The organism is Pseudomonas sp. FP2196 (genome assembly GCF_030687715.1).
GTDB lineage: Bacteria > Pseudomonadota > Gammaproteobacteria > Pseudomonadales > Pseudomonadaceae > Aquipseudomonas.
Window position 1 is genome coordinate 5,655,255 of sequence record NZ_CP117445.1, and the last position, 23,364, is coordinate 5,678,618.

The window sequence follows — 23,364 nt, forward strand, 5'->3', positions numbered from 1 at the left end:
GGAAGGATCAATGGCTGCCATTGAACCAGAGGCGCCAGAAAAACACCCGTCAAAAACACTAATGGCACAGTGCCCGCTCATAGGTAAAAGCTTAGTCGAGCAGATCCAGTTGCAAATGCTCAGCCACGGCCTCAGCGCTCATCGCCTTCAATTTCGGCACACGCCCCAGGCACGGTGCCGGAATCCGCTCGGCCAGTGTTGCCAGGTTTTCCTCCAGCCGCGATGTCTTCGGATCAATGATGTTCGCCACCCAACCCACCAGTTGCAGGCCATCTCGGGCAATCGCTTCGGCCGTCAGCAGCGCATGACTGATACACCCCAGCCGCACACCGACCACCAGAATCACCGGCAGCTTCAGCGCAATGGCCAGATCCGACAGATTGTCCTGATCCGCCAACGGCACCCGCCAGCCGCCCGCGCCTTCAATCAAGGTGAAATCGGCGTTCATCGCCAGAATCTCGCGCATCGGCGCCAACAACGATTGCACCGTCAGCGCCACACCCGCCTCGCGCGCTGCCAGATGCGGCGCAATCGCCGGTTCGAACGCCACCGGATTGACCTGTTGATAACTCATCGGCAACGAGCACTCGGCCAACAGTGCCAACGCATCAGCGTTGCGCAATCCTTTAGGCGTGACTTCGCAACCGGATGCGACCGGTTTGCCCGCCGCTGTGCTCAAGCCCGCCGAGCGCGCCGCGTGCAGTAATCCGGCGGCGACGGTGGTTTTACCGACGTCGGTGTCCGTTCCGGTGATGAAATAGGCAGCGCTCATACGGGTTTCTCCAACACGGCATAAACCACCTGATAAGTCGCCGGCAGTCCCTGTGCCTGACGGAATTGCTCGTAAGCCTCGACCAGTCCCAGAATCCGCGCCCGCCCGGTCAATCCGCCCGGTCGCCCGGGGTTCAGATTGTGCGCACCCAAAGCCTTCAATTCATGGGTCAGACTGCGCACATCCGGGTAATGCAGTACGTGCGCCTGATTCTCCAGACGCACAATGCGCAGGCCACTGGCCGCACACAATTGCTCATAGCGGGCGAACTCGCGGAAACGGTTGACGTGCACCAGACCATCGACCTGACGCCAGCTGTCACGCAATTCGTACAACGTCCCTACACAAAGACTAGCAAACGCGAAAATCCCACCCGGTTTCAGCACGCGAAAGGCTTCGCTGAGTACCGCATCGAAATTCGCACACCACTGCACCGCGAGGCTGGAGAAGATCAAACCGCAGGTCGACTCCTGCAACGGCAGACGCTCCGCATCACCGGCGATGAAATGCTCGGCACCGCCCAACGGACGGGCGTGATTGAGCATGCCCTCAGCGATATCCAGCGCCAGTCCCTGTCCAGCGTTAAACCGCTCGGCCAATGCCCGGGTGAAATAACCGGTGCCGCAACCCATATCCAGCCAAGGCGCGGGTACAAAATCCATCGGCAAGCGCTGCAGCAACTGTGTACCGACATCACGTTGCAACTCGGCGACACTGTCGTAGCTGGCCGCCGCACGTGAGAAAGAGGCCGCGACCTGGCGCTTGTCAGGCAAGCCACCAGGCAGCGCAACAAGGGACAAATCAGTCATCACCGCACTCATGTAAAAAAGCCTGGACTGCACCCACCACTCCATGGGGGTCTTCCAGAAGAAACGCATGGCTGGCCTGTTCGATCAGACCAATTTCGATATCCGGCAGCAGGGCGAACAATTCGCCTGCCGCCTCTGCGGGCACCAATCCGTCCTGCCCGGCGAACAGATGCAACTGCGGGCCGCGAAACGCCTGCAAGGCTTCGCGCGTATCCAGTTGAGCGAGCAACTCCAGCCCCGCCATCAGCGTTGCCGGCGCAGTACTTGGGGCAGCGCCAAGCAACAGCCGTGACAATCCGCGCGGGTCTTCTGATCCTTGGGCACACAGCAAGGAAAATCGCTTGAGGGTCAGTCGCGGATCGGCATGGCAACCGGCGAGAAACGCATCGAATGTCTCGCCGGGCATCGCACTCGGCCATTGTTCGTGGGCTACAAAAGAAGGATTACTCGCCAGCGTCAGCAAACCGCAGCAACGTTCGCCCCGCCGCGCCGCCAGTTCGGAGGCGAGCATGCCGCCCAGCGACCAGCCACCCAGCCAGACATCTTGAGGAATGCGCTCGTCGAGTTCGTCGAGCCAATCGTTCAAATCACTGGAATCAAGCTCCGGCAATGGCTCGATCTCGACATGCAGATGTTCGTCGAGGCCTTGCAATGCGGCGGCCAAGGGTTCCATCGGCGAAACACCGAGGCCCCACCCGGGCAGCAAAATCAGGCGATCACGCATGGCTTGGCTCCGACGACAGTTGGGCAAAGCAATTGGCCAGTCCTTCCAACAATAGCTGTACCTGCGCCTCACTGTGGGCGGCGGTCAGGGTCACCCGCAGTCGCGCACTGCCGGCGGGCACGGTTGGCGGACGGATTGCAGTGACCATCAGCCCACGCTCACGCAGCATTTGCGACAGACGCACCGCGCGACCAGCGTCGCCGATCATGATCGGCTGAATTGGCGTGAAGCTGTCCATCAGCTCCAGACCGATCTGTTCGGCGCCGTGGCGGAACTGGCGGATCAGCGTCTGCAAATGCTCGCGGCGCCAGTGTTCGCTGCGCAGCAATTCAAGGCTTTTCAGCGTTGCGCAGGCCAGCGCCGGCGGCTGACTGGTGGTGTAGATGTACGGGCGGGCGAACTGGATCAGGCTTTCGATCAACTCTTCACTGCCAGCGACAAACGCGCCGGCCGTGCCGAAGGCTTTGCCGAGGGTGCCGGCCAGCACCGGTACATCGTCCTGACTCAAACCGAAATGCTCGACGATGCCACCGCCATTTGCACCCAGCGGTCCGAAACCGTGCGCATCGTCGACCATCAGCCAAGCGCCTTTGGCCTTGGCTTCCCGGGCCAGCGCGGGCAGATCGGCAATATCACCATCCATGCTGAACACGCCGTCGGTGACCACCAGCGTGTTGCCGGTAGCTTTCTCCAGACGCTTGGCCAGACTGTCGGCGTCGTTGTGCAAATAGCGATTGAAACGCGCGCCGGACAACAACCCTGCATCCAGCAACGAAGCGTGATTGAGCCGGTCTTCCAGCACCGTGTCGCCCTGCCCGACCAGTGCCGTGACCGCGCCGAGGTTGGCCATGTAACCGGTGGTGAACAGCAGCGCACGCGGGCGACCGGTGAGATCGGCCAGCGCTTCTTCCAAGGCGTGATGCGGGCCGCTGTGGCCGATCACCAGATGCGAGGCCCCGCCTCCCACGCCCCAGCGTTCGGCGCCGGCACGCCAGGCTTCGATGACTTGCGGGTGATTGGCCAGGCCCAGGTAGTCGTTATTGCAGAACGCCAGCAACGGCTGACCGTCGACCACCACTTCGGGTCCCTGCGGGGATTCGAGCAACGGTCGCTGGCGGTAGAGATTTTCGGCACGGCGGGCAGCAAGGCGTGCGGCGAGATCGAAAGACATGCAGGCCTCGACAGTAGAAGTAACTCTGCAGGAGCTGCCGAAGCTGCGATCTTTTGATGTTGTTTTTCAAAAGACAAGATCAAAAGATCGCAGCCTGCAGCAGCTCCTACATGGAATCCGTGGAGCGATCAGATGGCGGCGTTATAAAACTGCTCGCTGCTCTTCTGCTCCACCAACGCCTGCTCGATCGCAGCCTGATGCACTTCATCGGCATGCTCTTCGCGGGCTTCAGGTTGAATGCCCAGGCGCGCGAACAGTTGCATGTCCTTGTCTGCCTGCGGGTTGGCGGTGGTCAGCAACTTGTCGCCGTAGAAAATCGAGTTGGCGCCGGCAAAGAACGCCAGGGCCTGCATCTGTTCGTTCATCGCTTCGCGGCCGGCGGACAGACGCACGTGGGATTGCGGCATGAGGATGCGCGCCACGGCGAGCATCCGGATGAAGTCGAACGGGTCGATGTCTTCGGCATTTTCCAGCGGCGTACCGGCGACTTTCACCAGCATATTGATTGGCACCGACTCCGGATGCTCCGGCAGGTTGGCCAGTTGAATCAGCAGATTGGCGCGGTCGTCCAGCGACTCGCCCATGCCGAGAATACCGCCGGAGCAGATCTTCATCCCCGATTCACGCACGTAAGCCAGGGTTTGCAGGCGCTCGCTGTAAGTGCGGGTGGTGATGATGCTGCCGTAGAACTCAGGCGAGGTGTCGAGGTTGTGGTTGTAGTAATCAAGACCGGCCTTGGCCAGCGCTTCGGTCTGGTCCTGATCCAGACGTCCGAGGGTCATGCAGGTTTCCAGGCCCATGGCTTTCACGCCTTCGACCATCTTCAGCACGTAAGGCATGTCTTTGGCCGACGGATGTTTCCACGCCGCGCCCATGCAGAAACGGGTCGAGCCGATGGCTTTGGCGCGGGCAGCCTCTTCGAGGACTTTCTGCACTTCCATCAACTTTTCTTTTTCCAGGCCAGTGTTGTAGTGACCGGACTGCGGACAGTATTTGCAGTCTTCCGGGCAGGCGCCGGTCTTGATCGATAGCAGTGTGGAAACCTGAACGCGGTTGGCGTTGAAATGGGCGCGGTGCACCGTCTGTGCCTGAAACAGCAAGTCGTTGAATGGCTGTACGAAGAGTGCTTTGACTTCGGCCAATGACCAGTCGTGACGCAGGGTGGCGGTGGTGCTCGCGCTCATGGGTGATTCCTTGGTTATGCTTGGCTGGCGTGTGGGTAAACGGAATACCCACAGGCGCTACACGGATGTTCGGCATATTTAAGGAAGAGTCATGCGCTGTCAACCACGATACGAAGGACAGGTTTACATCTGTTTAAAAAACGTACAGACCTGTTTGCTGTGCGATGAGCCGGCAGAAGCAGAAACGCCAATCTGCGTCCCCTGCGAAACCGAATTGCCTTGGCTCGGCGACCACTGTCAGACCTGCGCCCTGCCACTTCCCGCAGCGGGCCTGAAGTGTGGCGAGTGCCTCCTAGAGCCGCCGGCGTTCGAACAGGTTGCCGTACCTTGGCTTTATGGCTTCCCGGTGGACAGTTTGATTACGCGTTTTAAACACAACGCAAAATGGCCGTTTGGTCACCTGCTCGCCGACGTTCTCGGACAATACCTGCTATATCGCTTCGATGAAGATTTGGCGCGGCCGAACATGTTGTTGCCGGTGCCGCTGGCAAGCAAACGTCTGCGTCAGCGTGGGTTCAATCAAGCGGCGATGTTGGCGCGGTGGTTGAGCCGGCATTTGGATTTGCCGTGCGAGGAAAACGTACTGCGCAGAATCAAGGACACCAGCGCCCAGCAGGAGCTCGATGCCAAGGCGCGGAAGAAAAATCTGCGCAGCGCCTTCGACCTGTCGCCCGACGCAGACGTAAAAGGTCGGCACTTGGCGTTGGTTGATGATGTGCTGACGACTGGCGCGACCGCCCAGGCTCTCGCTCGATTGCTGAAGGATGCGGGCGCTGCAAGAGTCGACGTGTATTGCCTGGCGCGCACTCCAAAACCTGGAAATTGAAGCCTGTAGGAGCTGTCGAGTGAAACGAGGCTGCGATCTTTTGAGCTTGATCTTTGAAATCAAAATCAAAAGATCGCAGCGTGCCGCAGCTCCTACATGGAACAGGTTGTTGTTCCCACAGGGTTCTGTGTTTGGCTTGACTCATGCGTCGCAAGCGGCCAACTTCACTGTCCACCGCCACAGCAAAAAAGCGCCCATTCATGTCCCTGCCCACCCTGTTGTCCCAGCACATCGTCCGTCGCCCGCAGCGCATTGCCCTGCTGCAACACATCGCCGAACAGGGCTCGATCACCCGTGCTGCGAAAAGCGCAGGTCTGAGTTACAAAGCGGCGTGGGACGCTATCGATGAGCTGAACAACCTCGCGCAGAAGCCGCTGGTCGAACGTGCGGTCGGCGGCAAGGGTGGCGGCGGCGCCAGACTGTCCAGCGAAGGCGAGCGGGTGTTGCGCCTCTATCAAAAGCTGCAAGCCCTGCAAGCGCAGGTGCTGGAAGCCGCTGAAGATGCCAGTGACCTCGACCTGCTCGGCCGCTTGATGCTGCGCACCAGCGCGCGCAACCAGTTGCACGGCAAAGTCGTGGCGATCGAAAGCCAGGGTCGTAATGACCTGATTCGTCTGGAACTGGCCGAGGGCCTGTGCCTTGACGCGCAAATCACCCACGACAGCACCCTTCATCTTGAGCTGCAAAACGGCACCGAAGTGGTGGCGCTGATCAAGGCCGGCTGGCTCGAATTGCTCGCCAGCGATCAACCGGCAATGTCCGGACACAATCTTCTCAAGGGCACCATCGAAACGATTCTCGACGCCGAAGACGGTCCCAGCGAAGTGCGTATTTCCCTGCCCAACGGCCAAACCCTCTGCGCGCTGGCCGAACCGATCGATTTGCGCACTCGCGGGCTGACTGTCGAACAACCGGTGCAGGTGCAGTTTTCGCCGTCCAACGTACTGATCGGCACACCGCTTTAATCTGCCCCTGCAACGAAAGCGTCATCGACGCTCATTAAGGTAGCTGCCAAAACCTAGCAGGGAGCCTGATGTGAGCCTATTAGAAGAAAACCAATCCACTGATCTGGAAAAAATGGTCGGCCTCAGCCGTCGCGGTTTCATCAGCGCCGGCGCGCTCTGCGGCGCGGCGATGTTTCTCGGTGGCAACCTGCTGAGCCGCAGCGCACTGGCTACCGGTATCAGCGCCGGCAACAGCCGTTTGCTCGGCTTCGAGAGCATTGCGGCGGCGACCACCGACGTCATCAGCTTGCCCAAGGGTTACAAATCCTCGGTGCTGATCAGTTGGGGCCAGCCGTTGCAAAAGAACGGTCCGGCCTTCGATCCAAGCGGCAATGGCACCGCTGCGGCACAGGAAGTGCAGTTCGGCGACAACAACGACGGCATGAGCCTGTTTGAATTCCCGGACGACAGAAACCGTGCGTTGATGGCCATCAACAACGAATACACCAACTACCGCTACCTCTACCCGCACGGCGGCATGCCGCAATCGGCCGAAGACGTGCGCAAGGCGCTGGCCTGCGAAGGCGTATCGGTGATCGAAGTGCAGCGCAGGAACGGCCAATGGCAGTTCGTCCAGGGCTCGCGCTACAACCGCCGCATTCACGGCAACTCGCCGCTGCGCATCGGTGGCCCGGCTGCCGGCCATGACTTGATGAAAACCGCCGCCGACAAACACGGCAAGAAAGTCCTCGGCACCTTCCAGAACTGCGCCAACGGCAAAACCCCGTGGGGCACCTATCTGACCTGTGAAGAGAACTTCACCGACTGCTTCGGCAGCAGCAACGCCCAGCAGCAGTTCGACCCGGCGCAGAAACGCTACGGCGTCTCAGCTGCCAGCCGCGAGATCAACTGGCACCCGTTTGACCCGCGCTTCGACATGGCCAAAAACCCTAACGAACTCAACCGCCACGGTTGGGTGGTCGAGATCGACCCGTTCGATCCGCAATCGACCCCGGTCAAACGCACCGCGCTGGGCCGCTTCAAACATGAAAACGCTGCGCTGGCCGAAACCGACGACGGCCGCGCCGTGGTGTACATGGGCGACGATGAGCGTGGCGAGTTCATCTACAAATTCGTCAGCCGCGACCGCATCAACCACCGCAACGCCAAAGCCAACCGCGACATCCTCGATCACGGCACGCTGTACGTGGCGAAATTCGATAACGGCGACAGCAACCCCGATCACCCGAAAGGCCAGGGCCAGTGGATCGAGCTGACCCACGGCAAAAACGGCATCGACGCCAGCAGCGGCTTTGCCGATCAGGCCGAAGTGCTGATCCACGCGCGCCTCGCTGCCAGTGTCGTCGGCGCCACGCGCATGGACCGCCCGGAATGGATCGTGGTCAGTCCGAAGGACGGTCAGGTTTATTGCACCCTGACCAACAACGCCAAGCGTGGTGAGGACGGCCAACCCGTGGGCGGGCCGAACCCGCGCGAGAAGAACGTCTATGGGCAGATTCTGCGCTGGCGCACCGACCGCGACGATCACGCCTCGAAGACATTTGCCTGGGATCTGTTCGTGGTTGCTGGCAACCCGGGTGTGCATGCCGGCACGCCGAAGGCCGGGTCGTCGAATATCACCCCGCAAAACATGTTCAACAGCCCCGATGGTCTGGGCTTCGACAAGGCTGGGCGCTTGTGGATTCTGACTGACGGCGACTCGAGCAATGCCGGGGATTTCGCCGGGATGGGTAACAACCAGATGCTCTGCGCCGATCCAAAGACCGGGGAGATTCGCCGGTTCATGGTCGGGCCGATTGGTTGTGAAGTGACCGGGATCAGCTTCTCGCCGGATCAGAAGACGTTGTTTGTCGGGATTCAGCATCCGGGTGAGAACGGTGGTTCGACGTTCCCTGAGCATTTGCCGAATGGCAAGCCGCGCTCTTCGGTGATGGCGATTACCCGTGAGGACGGTGGGATCGTCGGAGCCTGATAAACCGCTTTCGCGAGCAGGCTCACTCCTACAGGGTTTTGCACATGACTTTGTAGGAGTGAGCCTGCTCGCGATAGCGTCAGACCAGATACCAACCCCCTCACTGCCTGCCATCTGCGCTACCATGCTGGGCCGGACGCGGCAGCCTGCTGCGCGCAGGAGTCAGCATGGCCCACCCGTTTGAAACCCTCACACCAGACCTCGTACTCGATGCCGTTGAAAGCATCGGGTTCCTGAGCGATGCGCGCATTCTGGCGCTCAACAGCTACGAAAACCGCGTCTATCAGGTCGGCATCGAAGACTCCGAACCGCTGATCGCCAAGTTCTATCGTCCGCAGCGCTGGACCAACGAAGCCATCCTTGAAGAACACAAATTCACCTTCGAACTGGCCGACGTCGAGATCCCGGTGGTCGCGCCGCTGATCCACAACGGCGAAACCCTGCACGAGCACGCTGGCTTCCGCTTCACATTGTTTCCCCGCCGTGGCGGCCGCGCGCCGGAGCCGGGCAATCTTGATCAGTTGTATCGCCTCGGCCAGTTGCTCGGGCGCATTCATGCGGTCGGCGCGACCAAGCCCTTCGAACATCGCGAAGCGCTGGGTGTGCAGAACTTCGGCCATGCCTCGCTGACCACTTTGCTCGAAGGCAACTTCATCCCCAAAAGCCTGCTGCCCGCCTACGAGTCCGTCGCCCGTGATTTGCTCAAGCGCGTGGAAGACGTCTACGCCGCCACACCGCACCAGAACATCCGCATGCACGGCGACTGCCACCCCGGCAACATGATGTGCCGCGACGAGATGTTCCACATCGTCGACCTCGACGACTGCCGCATGGGCCCGGCAGTGCAGGACATCTGGATGATGCTCGCCGGTGACCGGCAGGAATGCCTGGGACAATTGTCGGAATTGATGGACGGCTACAACGAATTCCACGATTTCGATCCGCGCGAACTGGCGCTGATCGAACCACTGCGCGCGTTACGCCTGATGCACTACAGCGCCTGGCTGGCAAGGCGCTGGGATGATCCGGCGTTCCCGCACAGCTTTCCGTGGTTCGGGACCGAGCGCTACTGGGGCGATCAGGTGCTGGCGTTGCGTGAGCAGTTGTCCGCGCTCAATGAAGAGCCGCTGAAACTCTTCTGATTCGAGAAGCAAAGATCAAAAGATTGCAGCCTTCGGCAGCTCCTACAGGGGAACGCATTCCAATGTAGGAGCTGCCGAAGGCTGCGATCTTTTCGTTTTCTGACACGACACATCTATACAACCTCCTTACAATCCCTTCCTTTGTTAGCTGCCTAAGCAAGGATTCTGCATGCAAGCCGCCAACCCGCGTCGCGGGTACATTCTGGGCCTGAGTGCCTACATCATCTGGGGCCTGTTCCCGATCTACTTCAAAGCCATCGCCGAAGTGCCTGCGGTCGAGATCATCATCCATCGGGTGCTGTGGTCGGCGCTTTTTGGCGCGCTGCTGTTGATGGTCTGGAAGCACCCGGGCTGGTTGCGCGAATTGCTCGACAACCCCAAGCGTCTGGCGATTCTGGCGTTGAGCGGCACGCTGATCGCCGCCAACTGGCTGACGTATGTATGGTCGGTAAACAACGGACGCATGCTTGAAGCGAGCCTCGGTTACTACATCAATCCGCTGATCAACGTGCTGCTGGGGATGCTGATTCTTGGCGAGCGTCTGCGGCGTATGCAGTGGATCGCGGTAGGGCTGGCGGCGGTCGGTGTGGCGCAGCAGGTGTGGCAGGTCGGCAGTCTGCCGTGGGTGTCGCTGGTGCTGGCGTTGACCTTCGGTTTCTACGGTTTGATCCGCAAGCAGGCACCGGTCAAGGCACTGCCGGGGCTGGTGGTGGAAACCTGGATGCTGGTGCCGATAGCTGTCGCGTGGTTGCTGTTCAATCAGACCGCGACCAGTGCTCAACCTGAATTCTGGACAACGTCGCAAGCCTGGTGGCTGGTGGCGGCCGGCCCGGTGACGTTGATCCCGCTGGTGTGCTTCAACGCCGCCACCCGGCACTTGCCCTACACCACCATCGGCTTCCTGCAATACATCGCGCCGACGCTGGTGTTGTTGCAAGCGGTGCTGCTGTTCGGTGAACACCTGTCGTCGAGCACACTGATCGCGTTCATGTTTATCTGGGCCGGTCTGGCCGTGTACAGCGTCGATGCGTGGATAAGTTTACGCCGGCGCACCTGATCAAAAAACGTACAAAACTCCGCAGGCCACGGTTCTCGTGGCCTGCATCGTTCCTTCCCAAGGTTATCCACAGCGTGATCCCCGCCGTTTGTGCGCAAGTCACTGAATGTTGGCGGTTTTTTGATCAACTTAGGCAAAGCCACGGCCGACGTGGGCTGGCGATCAGTCTCTACAGGTTATCCACAGGCAGGCTCACGTTTAAACTGGATAACCTGACACCGCTCAAACGTCTGTGCGTAACACCAGTTCCACCATCAAATCATCGGCCAGGGTTTCCAGGCGCGATTGCAGCACATCCAGTGACAGCGTCAATGGCACCGCGAGAATCGCTTCGGCGTGGAACAACGGCTCGCTGCTCATCGGCGCCGGGCGCACTTCGGTCACCAGCCGTTCGAGGTTGACGCCCTGCTCGCTCAGCAGCCGAGTGATGTCGCGCACAATTCCCGGACGATCATTGCCCACCAACTCCATGGCGATCGGCTTCCAGGTGCACGATTGCTCAATGCCACTCTCAGCGATCAACACGCGGATGCCGTGAGCCGACAGCGCTTGTAGGGAATCGACTAATTCGTCGTAAGCCTCCGCCGGTACGCCCACTCGGAGAATCCCGGCGAACTGCCCGGCCATCCGCGACATGCGGCTCTCCAGCCAGTTACCGCCATGCTCGGCGATGCATTGGGCGATGCGCTCGACCTGCCCGGGCTTGTCCGGAGCGAAGACGGTGAGTACGAGATGGTCCATGGCGCAGCCCTCTTGTCATGACTTTTGTTATAGAAGGGCAAGTATAGGCAAGGGATAGCCAGTCGCCTCAGACGCGCGAAACGACAAATCGTGTACAAGTTTTTATATTTAACTGGAACAATCCAATGGTTTTTTGAGAACATCCCGTTCCGCGCTGTGACCGCAATGCGTCATGTGGTCGCAGAACGACGTAATTAGTCTGATTTTCACAAGCGCAACTCATCATGTAGTATGCCTCGGTGCGCACTACATAACGCTGGATCGATGTCTGCCCAAGGCATGTTCGCAACCCTGAAAGCCCCGTCATCAAGGCCCCAAGCCGTTGATTGGTCCCAGCCCAGCCGCCAGCAATGGCATGTACTGGTCGGAAGGTTTGTGGTTTAAATGGCCAGAGGCTTCATTGTCAAATTGAAGAGCTGAAAAGCGAAATAGCTGAGCAGAGTGAGGCAAGCAATGACTGAACACGTTCAAGTCGGTGGCCTGCAGGTCGCCAAAGTCCTGTTCGACTTCGTGAACAACGAAGCCATTCCCGGTACCGGCCTCACCGCCGACAAATTCTGGGAAGGTGCCGACAAGGTCATTCACGACCTGGCACCGAAGAACAAAGCCCTACTCGCCAAACGCGATGACTTCCAGGCCCGTATCGACGGCTGGCACCAATCCCGTGCCGGTCAGCCACACGACGCCGTGGCCTACAAAGCCTTCCTGCAAGAGATCGGTTATCTGCTGCCAGAAGCGGCCGATTTCCAGGCAACGACGCAAAACGTCGATGACGAAATCGCCCGTACTGCCGGCCCACAACTTGTTGTACCGGTGATGAATGCCCGCTTTGCCCTCAACGCTTCGAACGCCCGCTGGGGTTCGCTGTACGACGCCCTCTACGGCACCGACGCGATCAGCGAAGAAGGTGGCGCGGAAAAAGGCAAAGGCTACAACAAGGTGCGCGGCGACAAGGTCATCGCCTTCGCCCGTGCTTTCCTCGACGAAGCCGCGCCACTGGCCGCCGGCTCCCACGTCGACTCCACCGGCTACAAAATCGCTGACGGCAAACTGGTTGTCACCCTCAAGGGCGGCAGCAACAGCGGTCTGCGTGACGACGCTCAGCTGATCGGTTTCCAGGGCGATGCCAACGCGCCGATCGCGATCCTGCTGAAACACAACGGTCTGCATTTCGAAATCCAGATCGACGCCAGCACCCCGGTCGGCCAGACCGACGCGGCCGGCGTCAAAGACGTCCTGATGGAAGCGGCGCTGACCACCATCATGGACTGCGAAGACTCCGTCGCCGCCGTTGATGCCGACGACAAAGTGGTGATCTACCGCAACTGGCTCGGACTGATGAAGGGCGATCTTTCGGAAGAAGTCGCCAAGGGTGGCCAGACCTTCACCCGCACCATGAACCCGGATCGCAGCTACACCACAGTCGATGGCGGTGAAGTAACACTGCATGGTCGCTCGCTGTTGTTCGTGCGCAACGTCGGCCACTTGATGACCATCGACGCGATCCTCGACAGCCAAGGCAACGAAGTGCCGGAAGGCATCCTCGACGGTCTGATCACTTGCCTGGCGGCGATGCACAACCTCAACGGCAACACGTCGCGCAAGAACACCCGTACCGGTTCGGTCTACATCGTTAAACCGAAGATGCACGGCCCGGAAGAAGCGGCGTTCACCAACGAGTTGTTCGGTCGCATCGAAGACGTGCTGGGCCTGAAGCGCAATACGCTGAAAGTCGGGATCATGGACGAGGAGCGCCGCACCACGGTCAACCTCAAGGCCTGCATCAAGGCCGCCAGCGAGCGAGTGGTGTTCATCAACACCGGTTTCCTCGACCGCACCGGCGACGAAATCCACACCTCCATGGAAGCCGGCCCGATGGTGCGCAAGGCTGACATGAAGGCCGAGAAGTGGATCGGCGCCTACGAGAACTGGAACGTCGATATCGGTTTGAGCACCGGCCTGCAAGGTCGTGCGCAAATCGGTAAAGGCATGTGGGCCATGCCCGATCTGATGGCGGCGATGCTCGAACAGAAAATCGCTCACCCACTGGCCGGTGCCAACACCGCCTGGGTGCCATCGCCGACCGCCGCCGCGCTGCACGCGCTGCACTACCACAAGGTCGACGTGTTCGCCCGTCAGGCCGAACTGGCCACACGTGCCCGCGCTTCGGTGGACGACATCCTGAACATCCCGCTGGCAGTCAATCCGAACTGGACGCCGGAGCAGATCAAGAACGAACTGGACAACAACGCCCAGGGCATTCTCGGTTACGTGGTGCGCTGGATCGACCAGGGCGTCGGTTGCTCGAAAGTGCCGGACATCAATGACGTCGGCCTGATGGAAGACCGTGCCACGCTGCGTATCTCCAGCCAGCACATCGCCAACTGGCTGCGCCACGGTATCGTCACCGAAGCGCAAGTGATGGAAAGCCTCAAGCGCATGGCGCCGGTGGTGGATCGTCAGAACGCCAATGATCCGCTGTACCGTCCGCTGGCCCCGGACTTCGACAGCAACATCGCCTTCCAGGCGGCGGTCGAACTGGTGATCGAAGGCACCAAGCAGCCGAACGGTTATACCGAGCCGGTATTGCACCGTCGTCGTCGCGAGTTCAAGGCTGCCAACGGCCTGTAAATTTGCGTAGATGCCGGACATGAAAAAGCCCTGATCCTTTTCGGATCAGGGCTTTTTTTTGGACATGTACCTGTAGGAGCTGTCGAGTGAAACGAGGCTGCGATCTTTTGATCCTGTTTTTTTAAAGATCAAAAGATCGCAGCCTTCGGCAGCTCCTACAGGGGTTATGGCTCTATGCCCAACTCATGTTTCACCAACGCCAACAACTTGCCCGTATCAATCGGCTTGAGCAGAAAGTCCACCACGCTCAAATGCATCGCCGCAATGGCGTCCTTCACATCAGCATCGCCGGAAACGATGATGATCGGCAGCGCCGCCCTTACCGATTCACGCACCTGACGAATCAGATCCAGGCCATCGACATTGCCCATGCGCAGATCAGTGATCACCAGCCCTATCGAGGGTTTCTCGGCCAACATCTTCAGTGCGGTTTCACCGCTGGCTGCGGTCATGCAGCGAATGCCGTCGAGCGCCAGAATCTCCGAGAGCAGCTCCCGGGCGTCCTTGTCGTCATCGACGATCAGGACGCGCTGCGGGGGCAGATCAGGTTCGAGCATCACAGCGCTGAGTGCTTCGCGCTCGGCGTCGCTCAAAATATCGTGGTCGGACATGGCGTTCTCTACGTTTTCAAATCAATCACCTGGCACAGTCGTCAGACATCGCCAGGCAGAGCTTCAATGTGCACTTCGTCGGATTTTTTTCCAATAGCTGAGCGGTCGAATTTCCGACTGTTTTTGTAGGGTTCTTCCCAAATGTGCTCAACGGCATGGCAAACCTAGACTTACGTCCAATGGGCACCCCGGCCACAGGGGTCGACCATGGCTGCAACGATCCGACAACAACAATTCGAAAACGACTGCGGTAATGTTTATGAGTAAAGCGGACGCCTTCACCCAGGCAGGGAAAACCGCGGTGTTGCAGAACATTCAGGGCACTCTGCAATTCCTCCAGCGCTTCCCGCCCTTCAATCAGATGGAACACGCCCACCTCGCCTATCTGGTGGAGCAATGTCAGCTGCGCTTCTACGGCCAGGGCGAAAGCATCATCAAACCCGCCGATGGCCCGGTTGAACATTTTTATATCGTCAAACAGGGCCGCGTCGTCGGCGAGCGACCGCACACGGCCAAGGGTGGCACCGAAACCACGTTTGAAATCACCACCGGCGAATGCTTCCCCCTCGCCGCGTTGCTGGGTGAGCGGGCGACCCGAACCGAGCACCTGGCCGGCGAAGACACCTTCTGTCTGCAACTGAACAAACTGGCATTTATCAAACTGTTCGCCCTCTCCAACGCCTTTCGCGATTTCGCTTTGCGCGGGGTCAGCAGCCTGCTCGATCAGGTCAACCAGCAAGTCCAGCAAAAAGCCGTGGAAACCCTCGGCACCCAGTATTCACTGAACACCCGCCTCGGCGAGTTGGCCATGCGGCATCCGGTGACGTGCAGCCCTGAAACGCCGCTGCGTGAAGCGGTGAAGTTGATGCACGAGCAGCAGGTCGGCAGCATCGTCGCGGTGGATGAACACAAGGCGCCGCTGGGGATTTTCACCCTGCGCGATCTGCGCCATGTGGTGGCCGAAGGGGTGGACGATTTCAGCGAAGCCATTGAACGCCACATGACCCGTGCGCCCTTCTACCTTTCGCCGGATCACAGCGCCTTCGACGCGGCGATCGCCATGACCGAACGGCACATCGCCCACGTTTGTCTGGTCAAGGATCAGCGCTTGTGCGGTGTGGTTTCCGAACGAGATCTGTTTTCCTTGCAGCGCGTTGATCTGGTGCATCTGGCCCGCACGATCCGCAGCGCCCAACGCGTCGAACAACTGGTAACCCTGCGCGGCGAGATCGGCCAACTGGTCGAACGCATGCTCGCCCACGGCGCGTCTTCGACGCAGATCACCCACATCATTACCCTGCTCAACGACCACACCGTGTGCCGGGTGATCGAGCTGACCCTTGCCGAAAGAGGCGACCCCGGTGTGCCGTTCAGTTGGCTGGTCTTCGGCAGCGAAGGTCGGCGCGAGCAGACGCTGCACACCGATCAGGACAACGGCATTCTGTTTGACGCCCGCGATGCCGCGCACGCGGCGGAGATTCGCGGCAAGTTGCTGCCGATTGCCCAACAGATCAATCAGAGCCTGGCGCTATGCGGCTTCACCTTGTGCAAGGGCAACATCATGGCCGGCAACCCGGAGCTGTGTTTGTCCCGGGCGGAATGGGCGCGGCGCTTTGCGGCGTTCATTCGCGAGGCGACGCCGGAGAACCTTTTGGGGTCGAGCATCTATTTCGATCTGCGGGTGGTCTGGGGTGATGAGCAGGGCTGCGCGCAATTGCGCCGGGGGATTCTCGATCAGGTCGGCGACAACCGTTTGTTCCAACGCATGATGGCCGACAACGCCCTGCGCAATCGCCCGCCGGTCGGGCGTTTCCGCGAGTTTGTGCTGGCGCGCAAGAACGGTGAAAAAGCCACACTGGATCTGAAAGTCCAGGGGCTGACGCCGTTCGTGGATGGCGCGCGCCTGCTCGCACTGGCCAACGGCATCGACGCCAATAACACCCTCGAACGCTTCCGCCAACTGGTGGAAAAAGAAGTCATCGAGCGGCTGGATGGCGCGGCTTATGAAGAGGCTTATCACTTCATCCAGCAAACGCGCATGCAGCAGCATCAGCTCCAGACCCGGGAAAATCTGCCGTATTCCAATCGGGTCGATCCCGACAGCCTCAATCATCTGGATCGACGTATCCTGCGTGAATCCCTGCGCCAGGCTCAGCGCCTGCAAAGCAGCCTGACTTTGCGGTATCAGCTATGAGCCTGTTCTCGTGGCTGCGCCCGGCCAGTCCCGTTGTACCGGCGGATCTACAACAGCGGTTGAAGAAACTGCCGGCGATCAGTGAGTTGAGCGGTTGCAGCCTGCGCGAGCAGCGCTGGGTAGTACTGGATCTGGAAACCACCGGCCTGAACATGAACAAGGATCGAGTGCTGTCGATTGGCGCGGTGGTCATTGAGGACGGTGCAATTGATTTCAGCCAGCAGTTCGAACGCACGCTGCAATGTCGTGAGTTGAAGCTCAGCCCCAGCGTGTTGATTCATGGCTTGGGGCCGAATGCGATTGCCGCTGGCAGCGACCCGGCCGAAGCGTTGGTGGAATTCATGGAGTTTGTCGGTGACAGCCCGGTGTTGGCGTTTCATGCGCCGTTCGATCAGCACATGCTTGGGCGGGCGTTGAAGGAGCATCTGGGGCACAAGTTGCAGCAGGTGTTTCTGGATGTCGCGGATATCGCGCCGCTGGTGTGCCCGCAGGCAAACATTCGCGAGGCCGGGCTGGATGAGTGGATCGACTGGTTCAAGCTTGAGGTGTTCGAGCGGCATAACGCGAGTGCCGATGCGCTGGCCACGGCCGAGTTGGCGTTGATTCTGTTCAGTCGGGCGCGGGGACAGCAGATTCTTAGTCCGTTGAATTTGCAGCAGCGGTTGAGTCAGTGGAAGCGCAGGCAACAAAGCCACTCCTTCTAATCCCCTCCCCTGTAGGCGCTGCCGGAGGCTGCGATCTTTTGATTGTATAAACAGCAAGATCAAAAGATCGCCACCGGCAGCCCCTATAGGGGGTAGACATCCTTCCCACCCGACCAGTGGCCAATTGCTAACCATTCCCACCTCTGCCAGAATCGCGAACAATTCTCGTTGGTTAACATTTCCCAATCGGTGCGTCTGGTGTCGTCAGTCCCAAGCCCTCACAGTGAGCTCGTCGGTGCGATGTATCGCGACCATCGCGGTTGGCTGTTGGCGTGGCTGCGGCGCAATGTGGCGTGTCCGCAGCGAGCCGAAGATCTGAGCCAGGACACTTTCGTGCGCCTGCTCGGTCGCGATGAACTGCCATCGCCGCGCGAGCCCCGGGCCTTTCTGGTGGCGATCGCCAAGGGTCTGCTGTTCGATTATTTCCGCCGCGCTGCGCTGGAACAGGCCTACCTCACCGAATTGATGCTGATCCCCGAAGGCGAACAGCCATCGGTGGAAGAACAGCAACTGATCCTCGAAGACCTCAAAGCCATCGACCGTCTGCTCGGCAAACTGTCGACCAAGGCTCGCGCCGCTTTCCTTTATAACCGCCTCGACGGCCTCAGCCATGCCGAGATCGCCGAGAAGCTCGGCGTGTCCGTGCCCCGCGTGCGCCAGTATCTGGCGCAAGGGATTCGTCAGTGCTACATCGCGCTGTACGGTGAGCCGACGTGAGCCCGGCCAGTTCCAGACCGGTGCCGGCGCATGTACTGGACGCGGCGATTGCCTGGCAACTGACCCTCGACTCGAGCAGTCCGCTGGAGCGCGAGGAATTCGCCAAATGGCACGCGGCCCATGAAGAACACGCCCGTGCGTGGCGCCAGTTGGGCATGCTCGATCAGCGTTTCAGCGTGGCCAAAGGGCCAGCCCGCAGCGCCTTGCTGCAATCGCGCGAAGGCATTCGTCGTCGAGTGCGCAAGCTGGGCGGCGGATTGGCCAGTGTGGTGGCGGTGGTGGGTCTGGCGCTGTTTGCCGGCGATCGTTATCTGCCGATGGATTACTGGCTGGCGGATCAGCGCACCGCCACCGGCGAACAGCGCACCGTGCGGTTGGCCGACGGCACCGTGCTCAATCTCAACACTCACAGCGCCGTGGATGTGCGTTTCGATGAGAAGCGTCGCCTGATTGTTTTGCAGGAAGGCGAAATCCTCGTCGAGACCGGCCACGGTGACGCGCGGCCATTCATCGTCGAAACCCGCGAAGGCAGCATGCGCGCATTGGGCACGCGCTTTCTGGTCAAGTGCGAAGAACAAGGTACACGCCTTAGCGTGTTGCAGTCGGCAGTCGCTGCGCATACGCAGTCGAACCCTGAAGAACAGATCCTGCGTGAAGGCCAGCAAGTACTGCTGCGCCATGACGGGATGGACTCGATCGTGGCGCTCAACCCCGGTGCCGATGCCTGGACGCGCGGCATGCTGGTGGTCGATAACGCGCGCTTGGGCGACTTGGTACAGGAACTGGGGCGTTATCGTCGCGGGCATCTGGGCGTGGCGCCGGAAGTGGCTGACTTGCGGATTACCGGGAGCTTCCCGCTGCATGACACCGACAAGGCCTTGAGCGCCCTGCTGCCGACCCTGCCGGTGCAGATCGAGCAGCACACGCCGTATTGGGTCACCGTGGCGAAGGCTGATACCAAACCTGATTAATGTGGTGCCTGAGCTTTAGCTTTCGCGAGCAGGCTCGCTCCCACATTGGGATGCGTTACCCCTGTGGGAGCGAGCCTGCTCGCGAAGACGTCATCTGCCACAACTCGATTTTCAGTTAATCGAAATTATTTTCATCCAGCCCTATCACTTTTCCGATCTCGTCCGGCACACAGGCAATTGAGAAATGTTTCCATTCAGGAGCCGCCGTATGTCCCGTTCGCTAGACACCTTGTTGCGCCCCAGTCTGCTGGCTGTCGCCATCGCTCTGGGCGCCCCGCTGATCAGTAGCCCGCTGCTCGCCGCTGAACAAGCGTCCAGCGTGCGAGCCTACAACCTGCCGGCCGCGCCTCTGTCGACCACGTTGAACCAGATCGCCAGCCAGGGAGGCCTCGCGCTGTCGCTGAATCCGTCGCTGGCGTCAGGCAAGACCTCGTCCCCGGTGAACGGCCAGTACGACGCCACTGGCGCTTTGCGTGCAGCATTGCAAGGCACGGGTCTGCAACTGGAACAAAGCAGCACCGGCACTTACACCTTGGTCGCTGTGCCTGAGGGTGTGATGGCGCTGCCGGAGACATCGGTGATCGGTGTGGAAAATCTGGAAACGGCCTGGAGCCCTGTCGAAGGCTACACCGCCACCCGCACCGCGGCCGGCACCAAGACCGACACCGCGCTGGTCGAAGCACCGCGCTCAATCTCCGTCGCCACCCGCCAGCAAATGGAAGACCGCAGTGTGCACAGCCTCGATGACGCCGTGCGCTATATGCCAGGCATCACCGCCAGTAGCTACGGCAGCGACACCCGCGCCGACTGGCTGCGAGTGCGCGGCTTCGAACCGACCCAGTTCCTCGACGGCCTGCCGCTGCCCAAAGGCGTGTACGCCAACCCGAAACAGGAAACCTGGAACCTCGACCGCCTCGCCCTGCTCCGTGGCCCGGCCTCGTCGGTGTACGGCCAGACTCCTCCGGGCGGCCTGCTCGACATGGTCAGCCGCCGTCCAAGTGACATCGCCAGCAGCGAAATCCAGCTGCAATACGGCAGCGACAATCACCGCCAGATCAACTTCGCCAGCACTGGCAAAATCGACGAGGCCGGACAGTTTCTCTATGGCATCAGCGGCGTTGTGCGCGACAGCGGTACGCAGGTCGATCACGTCGACAACAAGCGCTACAACATCGCGCCGAGCCTGACCTGGAACATCGACGAAGATACCAAGTTCACCCTGCTGAGCCAGTTCACCCGCGACGATACCGGCATCACCAGCCAGTTTCTGCCGATTCAGGGCACCAAGATCAAATCGCCGCTGGGTGATATTTCCCATCACAAGAATCTCGGTGATCCGGACTGGGAATACTACGACCGCACTTACTACGCGCTGGGCTACGCGTTCGAACATCGCTTGAACGACACTTGGCAGTTCAAGCAGAACCTGCGTTACACCAAGTCGGATCTGTCGTTCCAGAGCCTGACGCCCGGCTCGTATCCGTACACCGAAGTGGATGATCAGGGCAACGTCGGCCGCACCAGCACCAGCGTCGACGAAGACATCAGCCAGTTCGCCGTGGACAACAACTTCCAGGCCGACTTCGCCACTGGCGATATCCGCCACACGTTACTGCTGGGTCTGGATCACCAGCGCAGCAACACCAACTACACCTCGATTTTTGGTGATGGCCTGCAAACCAACGTGATCAACCCGATCTACGGTCAGCCGATCGTGCGTCCGGCGCGCTCCACTGCGTTTTACGACTACAACCAGAAGACCTACCAGACCGGCCTGTACGTGCAGGACCAAATGGCCCTCGACCAGTGGCGCCTGACCTTGGGCGGTCGTGAAGACTGGGTGCACACCAGCACCCGATTCATCAACAAGGCTGATGCCACCAACACCCAGCGCGACAAGAAATTCAGCGGCAACGCGGCACTCAGCTATGTGTTCGACTCGGGCTTCGTGCCGTACCTGTCGTACGCCGAATCCTTCCAGCCGACCACCGGTGCCGACGCCACCTCCACCGGTTCGCTCAAGCCAACCGAAGGCAAGCAATGGGAGCTGGGCATCAAGTACACGCCGCCGGGCAGCAAGACTTTGTTGAGCGCCGCCGTGTATGACCTCACCCAGAAAAACGTCTCGGTCAACACCTTCGTTGACGGCGTGTCGATCACCAGCCAGACCGGCGAAGTGAAAGTCAAAGGCCTGGAGCTGGAAGCGGTTTCGGACGTTACCGACAACCTGAAAGTCATCGCCGCCTACACCCTGGCCAAATCCGAAGTGCAGAACGGCACCGACAAGGGCAATCGCCTGCAACTGATGCCCAACCAGCAAGCGTCGTTGTGGACCGATTACACCTGGCACACCGGCGTACTCGACGGCTTCGGCATCGGTGCCGGCGTGCGTTACACCGGCAACACTTACGGCGACAAGGCCAACACCTGGCTGGGCAAGGCGGACGCCTACACCGTGTTCGACGCGAGCGTGCATTACGACCTCGGCCGTCTGGACAACAGCCTCAAGGGCGCGTCGCTGGCACTCAATGCGACCAACCTGTTCGACAAGGAATACATTTCCACTTGTGACAGCTTCTACTGCTACTACGGCGACACGCGCAGTGTCGTCGCCAGTGCCACTTACAAGTGGTAAGCGATTGAGCTGAAACAGGTCATGTCAGCCGGCCGTCCCTCGTGGACGGCTTTGGTGTTTTTGAAGGTCATGAAATGAAAAGTAAAACAATCCGCCGCTGGTCGTTCATCCACACCTGGACCAGCCTGATCTGCACCGTGTTTTTGCTGATGCTGGCCTTGACCGGCCTGCCGTTGATCTTCAGCCATGAAATCGACCACCTGCTCGGCGATGCGCCCGAAGTTCGCGAGATGCCGGCCGACACGCCGCGCCTGAATCTGGCGCAACTGGTCGAGGCAGCGGAAAAACATCGCCCGGATGACGTCGTGCAGTACTTCGGCTTCGACGACGATGAGCCGAACGCCGTGCTGACGATCATGGCGAAAACCGCCGGCACCGAGCCCAACTCTTCGCACACGTTCATGCTCGATGCGCGCACCGGCGAAGCGCTGGAAACCCCCTCGGCGAACGGCGGTTTGATGCTGTTCATCCTGCGCCTGCACGTCGACATGTTCGCCGGGCTGCCGGGCAAATTGCTGCTGGCGTTCATGGGCCTGCTGTTTGTCGTGGCGATTGTTTCCGGGACGGTGCTGTACCTGCCGTTCATGCGCCGTTTGAAGTTCGGCACCGTGCGCCAGGACAAATCCACCCGCCTGCGCTGGCTTGACCTGCATAACCTGATCGGCGTCGTCACGCTGACCTGGGCGTTGGTGGTCGGCGTAACCGGTGTGATCAGCGCCTGCGCCGACTTGCTGATCGCTGCATGGCGCAACGACTCGCTCAATACCTTGATCGCGCCCTATCGCGATGCGCCACCGCTGACTCATCTGGCGCCAGCCACCCGCTTGCTCGACATTGCCGGCGAAGTCGCGCCGGGCATGAAACCGGACTTCATCGCCTTCCCCAGCACGCGGTTTTCCAGCGAACACCATTACTCGGTGTTCATGAAGGGCGGCACGCATTTGACCTCTCACCTGCTGACGCCGGTGCTGATCGACGCCACGACCCTGCAAGTCACGGCGGTGGCCGAGCGGCCGTGGTACATGGACGCCATGGGCATGTCGCAGCCGCTGCACTTCGGTGACTACGGCGGCATGCCAATGAAGATCCTCTGGGCCACCCTCGATGTGCTGACGATCATCGTGCTCGGCAGCGGCGTGTATTTGTGGGTGGTGCGGCGCAAGGCTGCCAAGCCAGTGCTGGAAACGACGGAGGCCTCGGCATGAAGCCGCGTCAGTCGAGTTTCTGGAAGGTGTTCAGCACGCCGCTAGTGATTGCGCTGCTCAGTGCCGCAGGGCTGTTTGCGGCGTTGTTGGGGGATGGCATCTGGGATGCATTGAGCTGGGTTGGGCTGGGTGTTCCGGCATTTTTGGCGATCAGGGGATTGCTGCTGCGCGGGTAGTTTTTGTGTTGTCGGTGATGGCCTCATCGCTGGCAAGCCAGCTCCCACAGGGACTTCTGGTGAACCCGAAATGTGTGTTCACTGCAAAAACCTGTGGGAGCTGGCTTGCCAGCGATGGCGACCTTCAAGGCACCATAAATTCCCTCGCCAGCCTCGC

The 23,364-nt window shown here is 60.2% G+C and carries 20 protein-coding genes; 13 read left to right on the forward strand and 7 right to left on the reverse strand.

Annotated elements, in window-relative coordinates; all coding sequences use genetic code 11:
* Positions 1 to 91 precede the first annotated feature (91 nt).
* The 5 genes from bioD to bioB form a co-directional block, all read right to left on the reverse strand.
* Positions 92 to 772 (reverse strand): dethiobiotin synthase, encoded by a 681-nt coding sequence (gene bioD, locus PSH79_RS25410; protein ID WP_305440165.1) that lies wholly within the window; start codon positions 770 to 772, stop codon positions 92 to 94.
* On the reverse strand, positions 769 to 1,581 hold the full coding sequence (bioC, locus tag PSH79_RS25415; protein WP_305440166.1) for a malonyl-ACP O-methyltransferase BioC: 813 nt from the start codon (positions 1,579 to 1,581) through the stop codon (positions 769 to 771). The genes bioD and bioC overlap by 4 nt, the downstream gene beginning before the upstream one ends.
* Positions 1,574 to 2,305 (reverse strand): alpha/beta fold hydrolase, encoded by a 732-nt coding sequence (locus PSH79_RS25420; protein ID WP_305440168.1) that lies wholly within the window; start codon positions 2,303 to 2,305, stop codon positions 1,574 to 1,576. The genes bioC and PSH79_RS25420 overlap by 8 nt, the downstream gene beginning before the upstream one ends.
* Entirely contained in the window at positions 2,298 to 3,476 is a 1,179-nt protein-coding gene (bioF, locus tag PSH79_RS25425; RefSeq protein ID WP_305440170.1) for an 8-amino-7-oxononanoate synthase, read from the reverse strand. Before bioF ends, PSH79_RS25420 begins: the two co-directional genes overlap by 8 nt.
* Before the next feature lie 128 nt (positions 3,477 to 3,604).
* Positions 3,605 to 4,660 carry a biotin synthase BioB gene (gene bioB / locus PSH79_RS25430; RefSeq protein WP_305440171.1) on the reverse strand — a complete coding sequence of 352 codons (1,056 nt, stop codon included), beginning with the start codon at positions 4,658 to 4,660 and terminating at the stop codon, positions 3,605 to 3,607.
* Positions 4,661 to 4,751: 91 nt separating this feature from the next.
* Here bioB and PSH79_RS25435 point away from each other — a divergent pair, with 91 nt between their 5' ends.
* From PSH79_RS25435 to rarD, 5 genes are all read left to right on the forward strand, one after another.
* Positions 4,752 to 5,486, forward strand: coding sequence for a ComF family protein (locus PSH79_RS25435; protein ID WP_305440172.1), 735 nt, complete (start codon positions 4,752 to 4,754; stop codon positions 5,484 to 5,486).
* A gap of 200 nt (positions 5,487 to 5,686) precedes the next feature.
* A complete protein-coding gene (locus PSH79_RS25440; RefSeq protein ID WP_305440173.1) occupies positions 5,687 to 6,451 on the forward strand; it encodes a TOBE domain-containing protein in 765 nt (254 codons plus the stop codon).
* A gap of 70 nt (positions 6,452 to 6,521) precedes the next feature.
* Positions 6,522 to 8,423, forward strand: a complete 1,902-nt coding sequence (locus PSH79_RS25445; RefSeq protein ID WP_305440175.1) for a PhoX family phosphatase — start codon at positions 6,522 to 6,524, stop codon at positions 8,421 to 8,423.
* A 167-nt stretch (positions 8,424 to 8,590) separates the two neighbouring features.
* Positions 8,591 to 9,565, forward strand: a complete 975-nt coding sequence (locus PSH79_RS25450; RefSeq protein WP_305440176.1) for a serine/threonine protein kinase — start codon at positions 8,591 to 8,593, stop codon at positions 9,563 to 9,565.
* 169 nt (positions 9,566 to 9,734) lie between these two features.
* On the forward strand, positions 9,735 to 10,622 hold the full coding sequence (rarD, locus tag PSH79_RS25455; RefSeq protein WP_305440177.1) for an EamA family transporter RarD: 888 nt from the start codon (positions 9,735 to 9,737) through the stop codon (positions 10,620 to 10,622).
* A gap of 222 nt (positions 10,623 to 10,844) precedes the next feature.
* Here rarD and PSH79_RS25460 read toward each other — a convergent pair whose 3' ends face one another.
* A complete protein-coding gene (locus tag PSH79_RS25460; protein ID WP_095122549.1) occupies positions 10,845 to 11,363 on the reverse strand; it encodes a glycine cleavage system protein R in 519 nt (172 codons plus the stop codon).
* Positions 11,364 to 11,816: 453 nt separating this feature from the next.
* On the opposite strand from PSH79_RS25460, the gene PSH79_RS25465 reads away from it, so the two are divergent.
* A complete protein-coding gene (locus PSH79_RS25465; RefSeq protein WP_305440179.1) occupies positions 11,817 to 13,994 on the forward strand; it encodes a malate synthase G in 2,178 nt (725 codons plus the stop codon).
* 164 nt (positions 13,995 to 14,158) lie between these two features.
* On the opposite strand, the gene PSH79_RS25470 is transcribed toward PSH79_RS25465, so the two are convergent.
* The gene (locus PSH79_RS25470) at positions 14,159 to 14,605 is read right to left on the reverse strand and encodes a response regulator (protein WP_305440181.1); all 447 of its coding nucleotides are present in this window, start codon (positions 14,603 to 14,605) and stop codon (positions 14,159 to 14,161) included.
* A 253-nt stretch (positions 14,606 to 14,858) separates the two neighbouring features.
* Between PSH79_RS25470 and PSH79_RS25475 the strand changes: the two genes are divergently transcribed.
* The 7 genes from PSH79_RS25475 to PSH79_RS25505 all read left to right on the forward strand — a co-directional run bounded on the left by PSH79_RS25475 (position 14,859) and on the right by PSH79_RS25505 (position 23,207).
* Entirely contained in the window at positions 14,859 to 16,799 is a 1,941-nt protein-coding gene (locus tag PSH79_RS25475) for a putative nucleotidyltransferase substrate binding domain-containing protein (protein WP_305440182.1), read from the forward strand.
* Positions 16,796 to 17,503 carry a PolC-type DNA polymerase III gene (locus tag PSH79_RS25480; RefSeq protein WP_305440184.1) on the forward strand — a complete coding sequence of 236 codons (708 nt, stop codon included), beginning with the start codon at positions 16,796 to 16,798 and terminating at the stop codon, positions 17,501 to 17,503. Before PSH79_RS25475 ends, PSH79_RS25480 begins: the two co-directional genes overlap by 4 nt.
* Positions 17,504 to 17,743: 240 nt before the next feature.
* Positions 17,744 to 18,220, forward strand: coding sequence for an RNA polymerase sigma factor (locus PSH79_RS25485; protein WP_222944273.1), 477 nt, complete (start codon positions 17,744 to 17,746; stop codon positions 18,218 to 18,220).
* Entirely contained in the window at positions 18,217 to 19,191 is a 975-nt protein-coding gene (locus PSH79_RS25490; RefSeq protein ID WP_305440185.1) for a FecR domain-containing protein, read from the forward strand. The genes PSH79_RS25485 and PSH79_RS25490 overlap by 4 nt, the downstream gene beginning before the upstream one ends.
* A 208-nt stretch (positions 19,192 to 19,399) precedes the next feature.
* On the forward strand, positions 19,400 to 21,826 hold the full coding sequence (locus PSH79_RS25495; protein WP_305440186.1) for a TonB-dependent siderophore receptor: 2,427 nt from the start codon (positions 19,400 to 19,402) through the stop codon (positions 21,824 to 21,826).
* 74 nt (positions 21,827 to 21,900) lie between these two features.
* Positions 21,901 to 23,031 carry a PepSY domain-containing protein gene (locus PSH79_RS25500; protein ID WP_305440187.1) on the forward strand — a complete coding sequence of 377 codons (1,131 nt, stop codon included), beginning with the start codon at positions 21,901 to 21,903 and terminating at the stop codon, positions 23,029 to 23,031.
* Positions 23,028 to 23,207: a hypothetical protein gene (locus tag PSH79_RS25505; RefSeq protein ID WP_305440188.1), complete on the forward strand. Its 180-nt coding sequence runs from the start codon at positions 23,028 to 23,030 to the stop codon at positions 23,205 to 23,207. Before PSH79_RS25500 ends, PSH79_RS25505 begins: the two co-directional genes overlap by 4 nt.
* The last annotated feature ends 157 nt before the right edge of the window (positions 23,208 to 23,364 follow it).

Coding starts and splice junctions, on each gene's coding strand:
- PSH79_RS25500 (WP_305440187.1), top strand. CDS start 21,901: ATGAAAAGTAAAACAATCCGCCGCTGGTCGTTCATCCACACCTGGACC.
- PSH79_RS25450 (WP_305440176.1), top strand. CDS start 8,591: ATGGCCCACCCGTTTGAAACCCTCACACCAGACCTCGTACTCGATGCC.
- bioB (WP_305440171.1), bottom strand. CDS start 4,660: ATGAGCGCGAGCACCACCGCCACCCTGCGTCACGACTGGTCATTGGCC.
- PSH79_RS25435 (WP_305440172.1), top strand. CDS start 4,752: ATGCGCTGTCAACCACGATACGAAGGACAGGTTTACATCTGTTTAAAA.
- PSH79_RS25440 (WP_305440173.1), top strand. CDS start 5,687: ATGTCCCTGCCCACCCTGTTGTCCCAGCACATCGTCCGTCGCCCGCAG.
- PSH79_RS25485 (WP_222944273.1), top strand. CDS start 17,744: ATGTATCGCGACCATCGCGGTTGGCTGTTGGCGTGGCTGCGGCGCAAT.
- PSH79_RS25420 (WP_305440168.1), bottom strand. CDS start 2,305: ATGCGTGATCGCCTGATTTTGCTGCCCGGGTGGGGCCTCGGTGTTTCG.
- bioC (WP_305440166.1), bottom strand. CDS start 1,581: ATGACTGATTTGTCCCTTGTTGCGCTGCCTGGTGGCTTGCCTGACAAG.
- bioD (WP_305440165.1), bottom strand. CDS start 772: ATGAGCGCTGCCTATTTCATCACCGGAACGGACACCGACGTCGGTAAA.
- bioF (WP_305440170.1), bottom strand. CDS start 3,476: ATGTCTTTCGATCTCGCCGCACGCCTTGCTGCCCGCCGTGCCGAAAAT.
- PSH79_RS25470 (WP_305440181.1), bottom strand. CDS start 14,605: ATGTCCGACCACGATATTTTGAGCGACGCCGAGCGCGAAGCACTCAGC.
- rarD (WP_305440177.1), top strand. CDS start 9,735: ATGCAAGCCGCCAACCCGCGTCGCGGGTACATTCTGGGCCTGAGTGCC.
- PSH79_RS25460 (WP_095122549.1), bottom strand. CDS start 11,363: ATGGACCATCTCGTACTCACCGTCTTCGCTCCGGACAAGCCCGGGCAG.
- PSH79_RS25465 (WP_305440179.1), top strand. CDS start 11,817: ATGACTGAACACGTTCAAGTCGGTGGCCTGCAGGTCGCCAAAGTCCTG.
- PSH79_RS25475 (WP_305440182.1), top strand. CDS start 14,859: ATGTTTATGAGTAAAGCGGACGCCTTCACCCAGGCAGGGAAAACCGCG.
- PSH79_RS25505 (WP_305440188.1), top strand. CDS start 23,028: ATGAAGCCGCGTCAGTCGAGTTTCTGGAAGGTGTTCAGCACGCCGCTA.
- PSH79_RS25495 (WP_305440186.1), top strand. CDS start 19,400: ATGTCCCGTTCGCTAGACACCTTGTTGCGCCCCAGTCTGCTGGCTGTC.
- PSH79_RS25480 (WP_305440184.1), top strand. CDS start 16,796: ATGAGCCTGTTCTCGTGGCTGCGCCCGGCCAGTCCCGTTGTACCGGCG.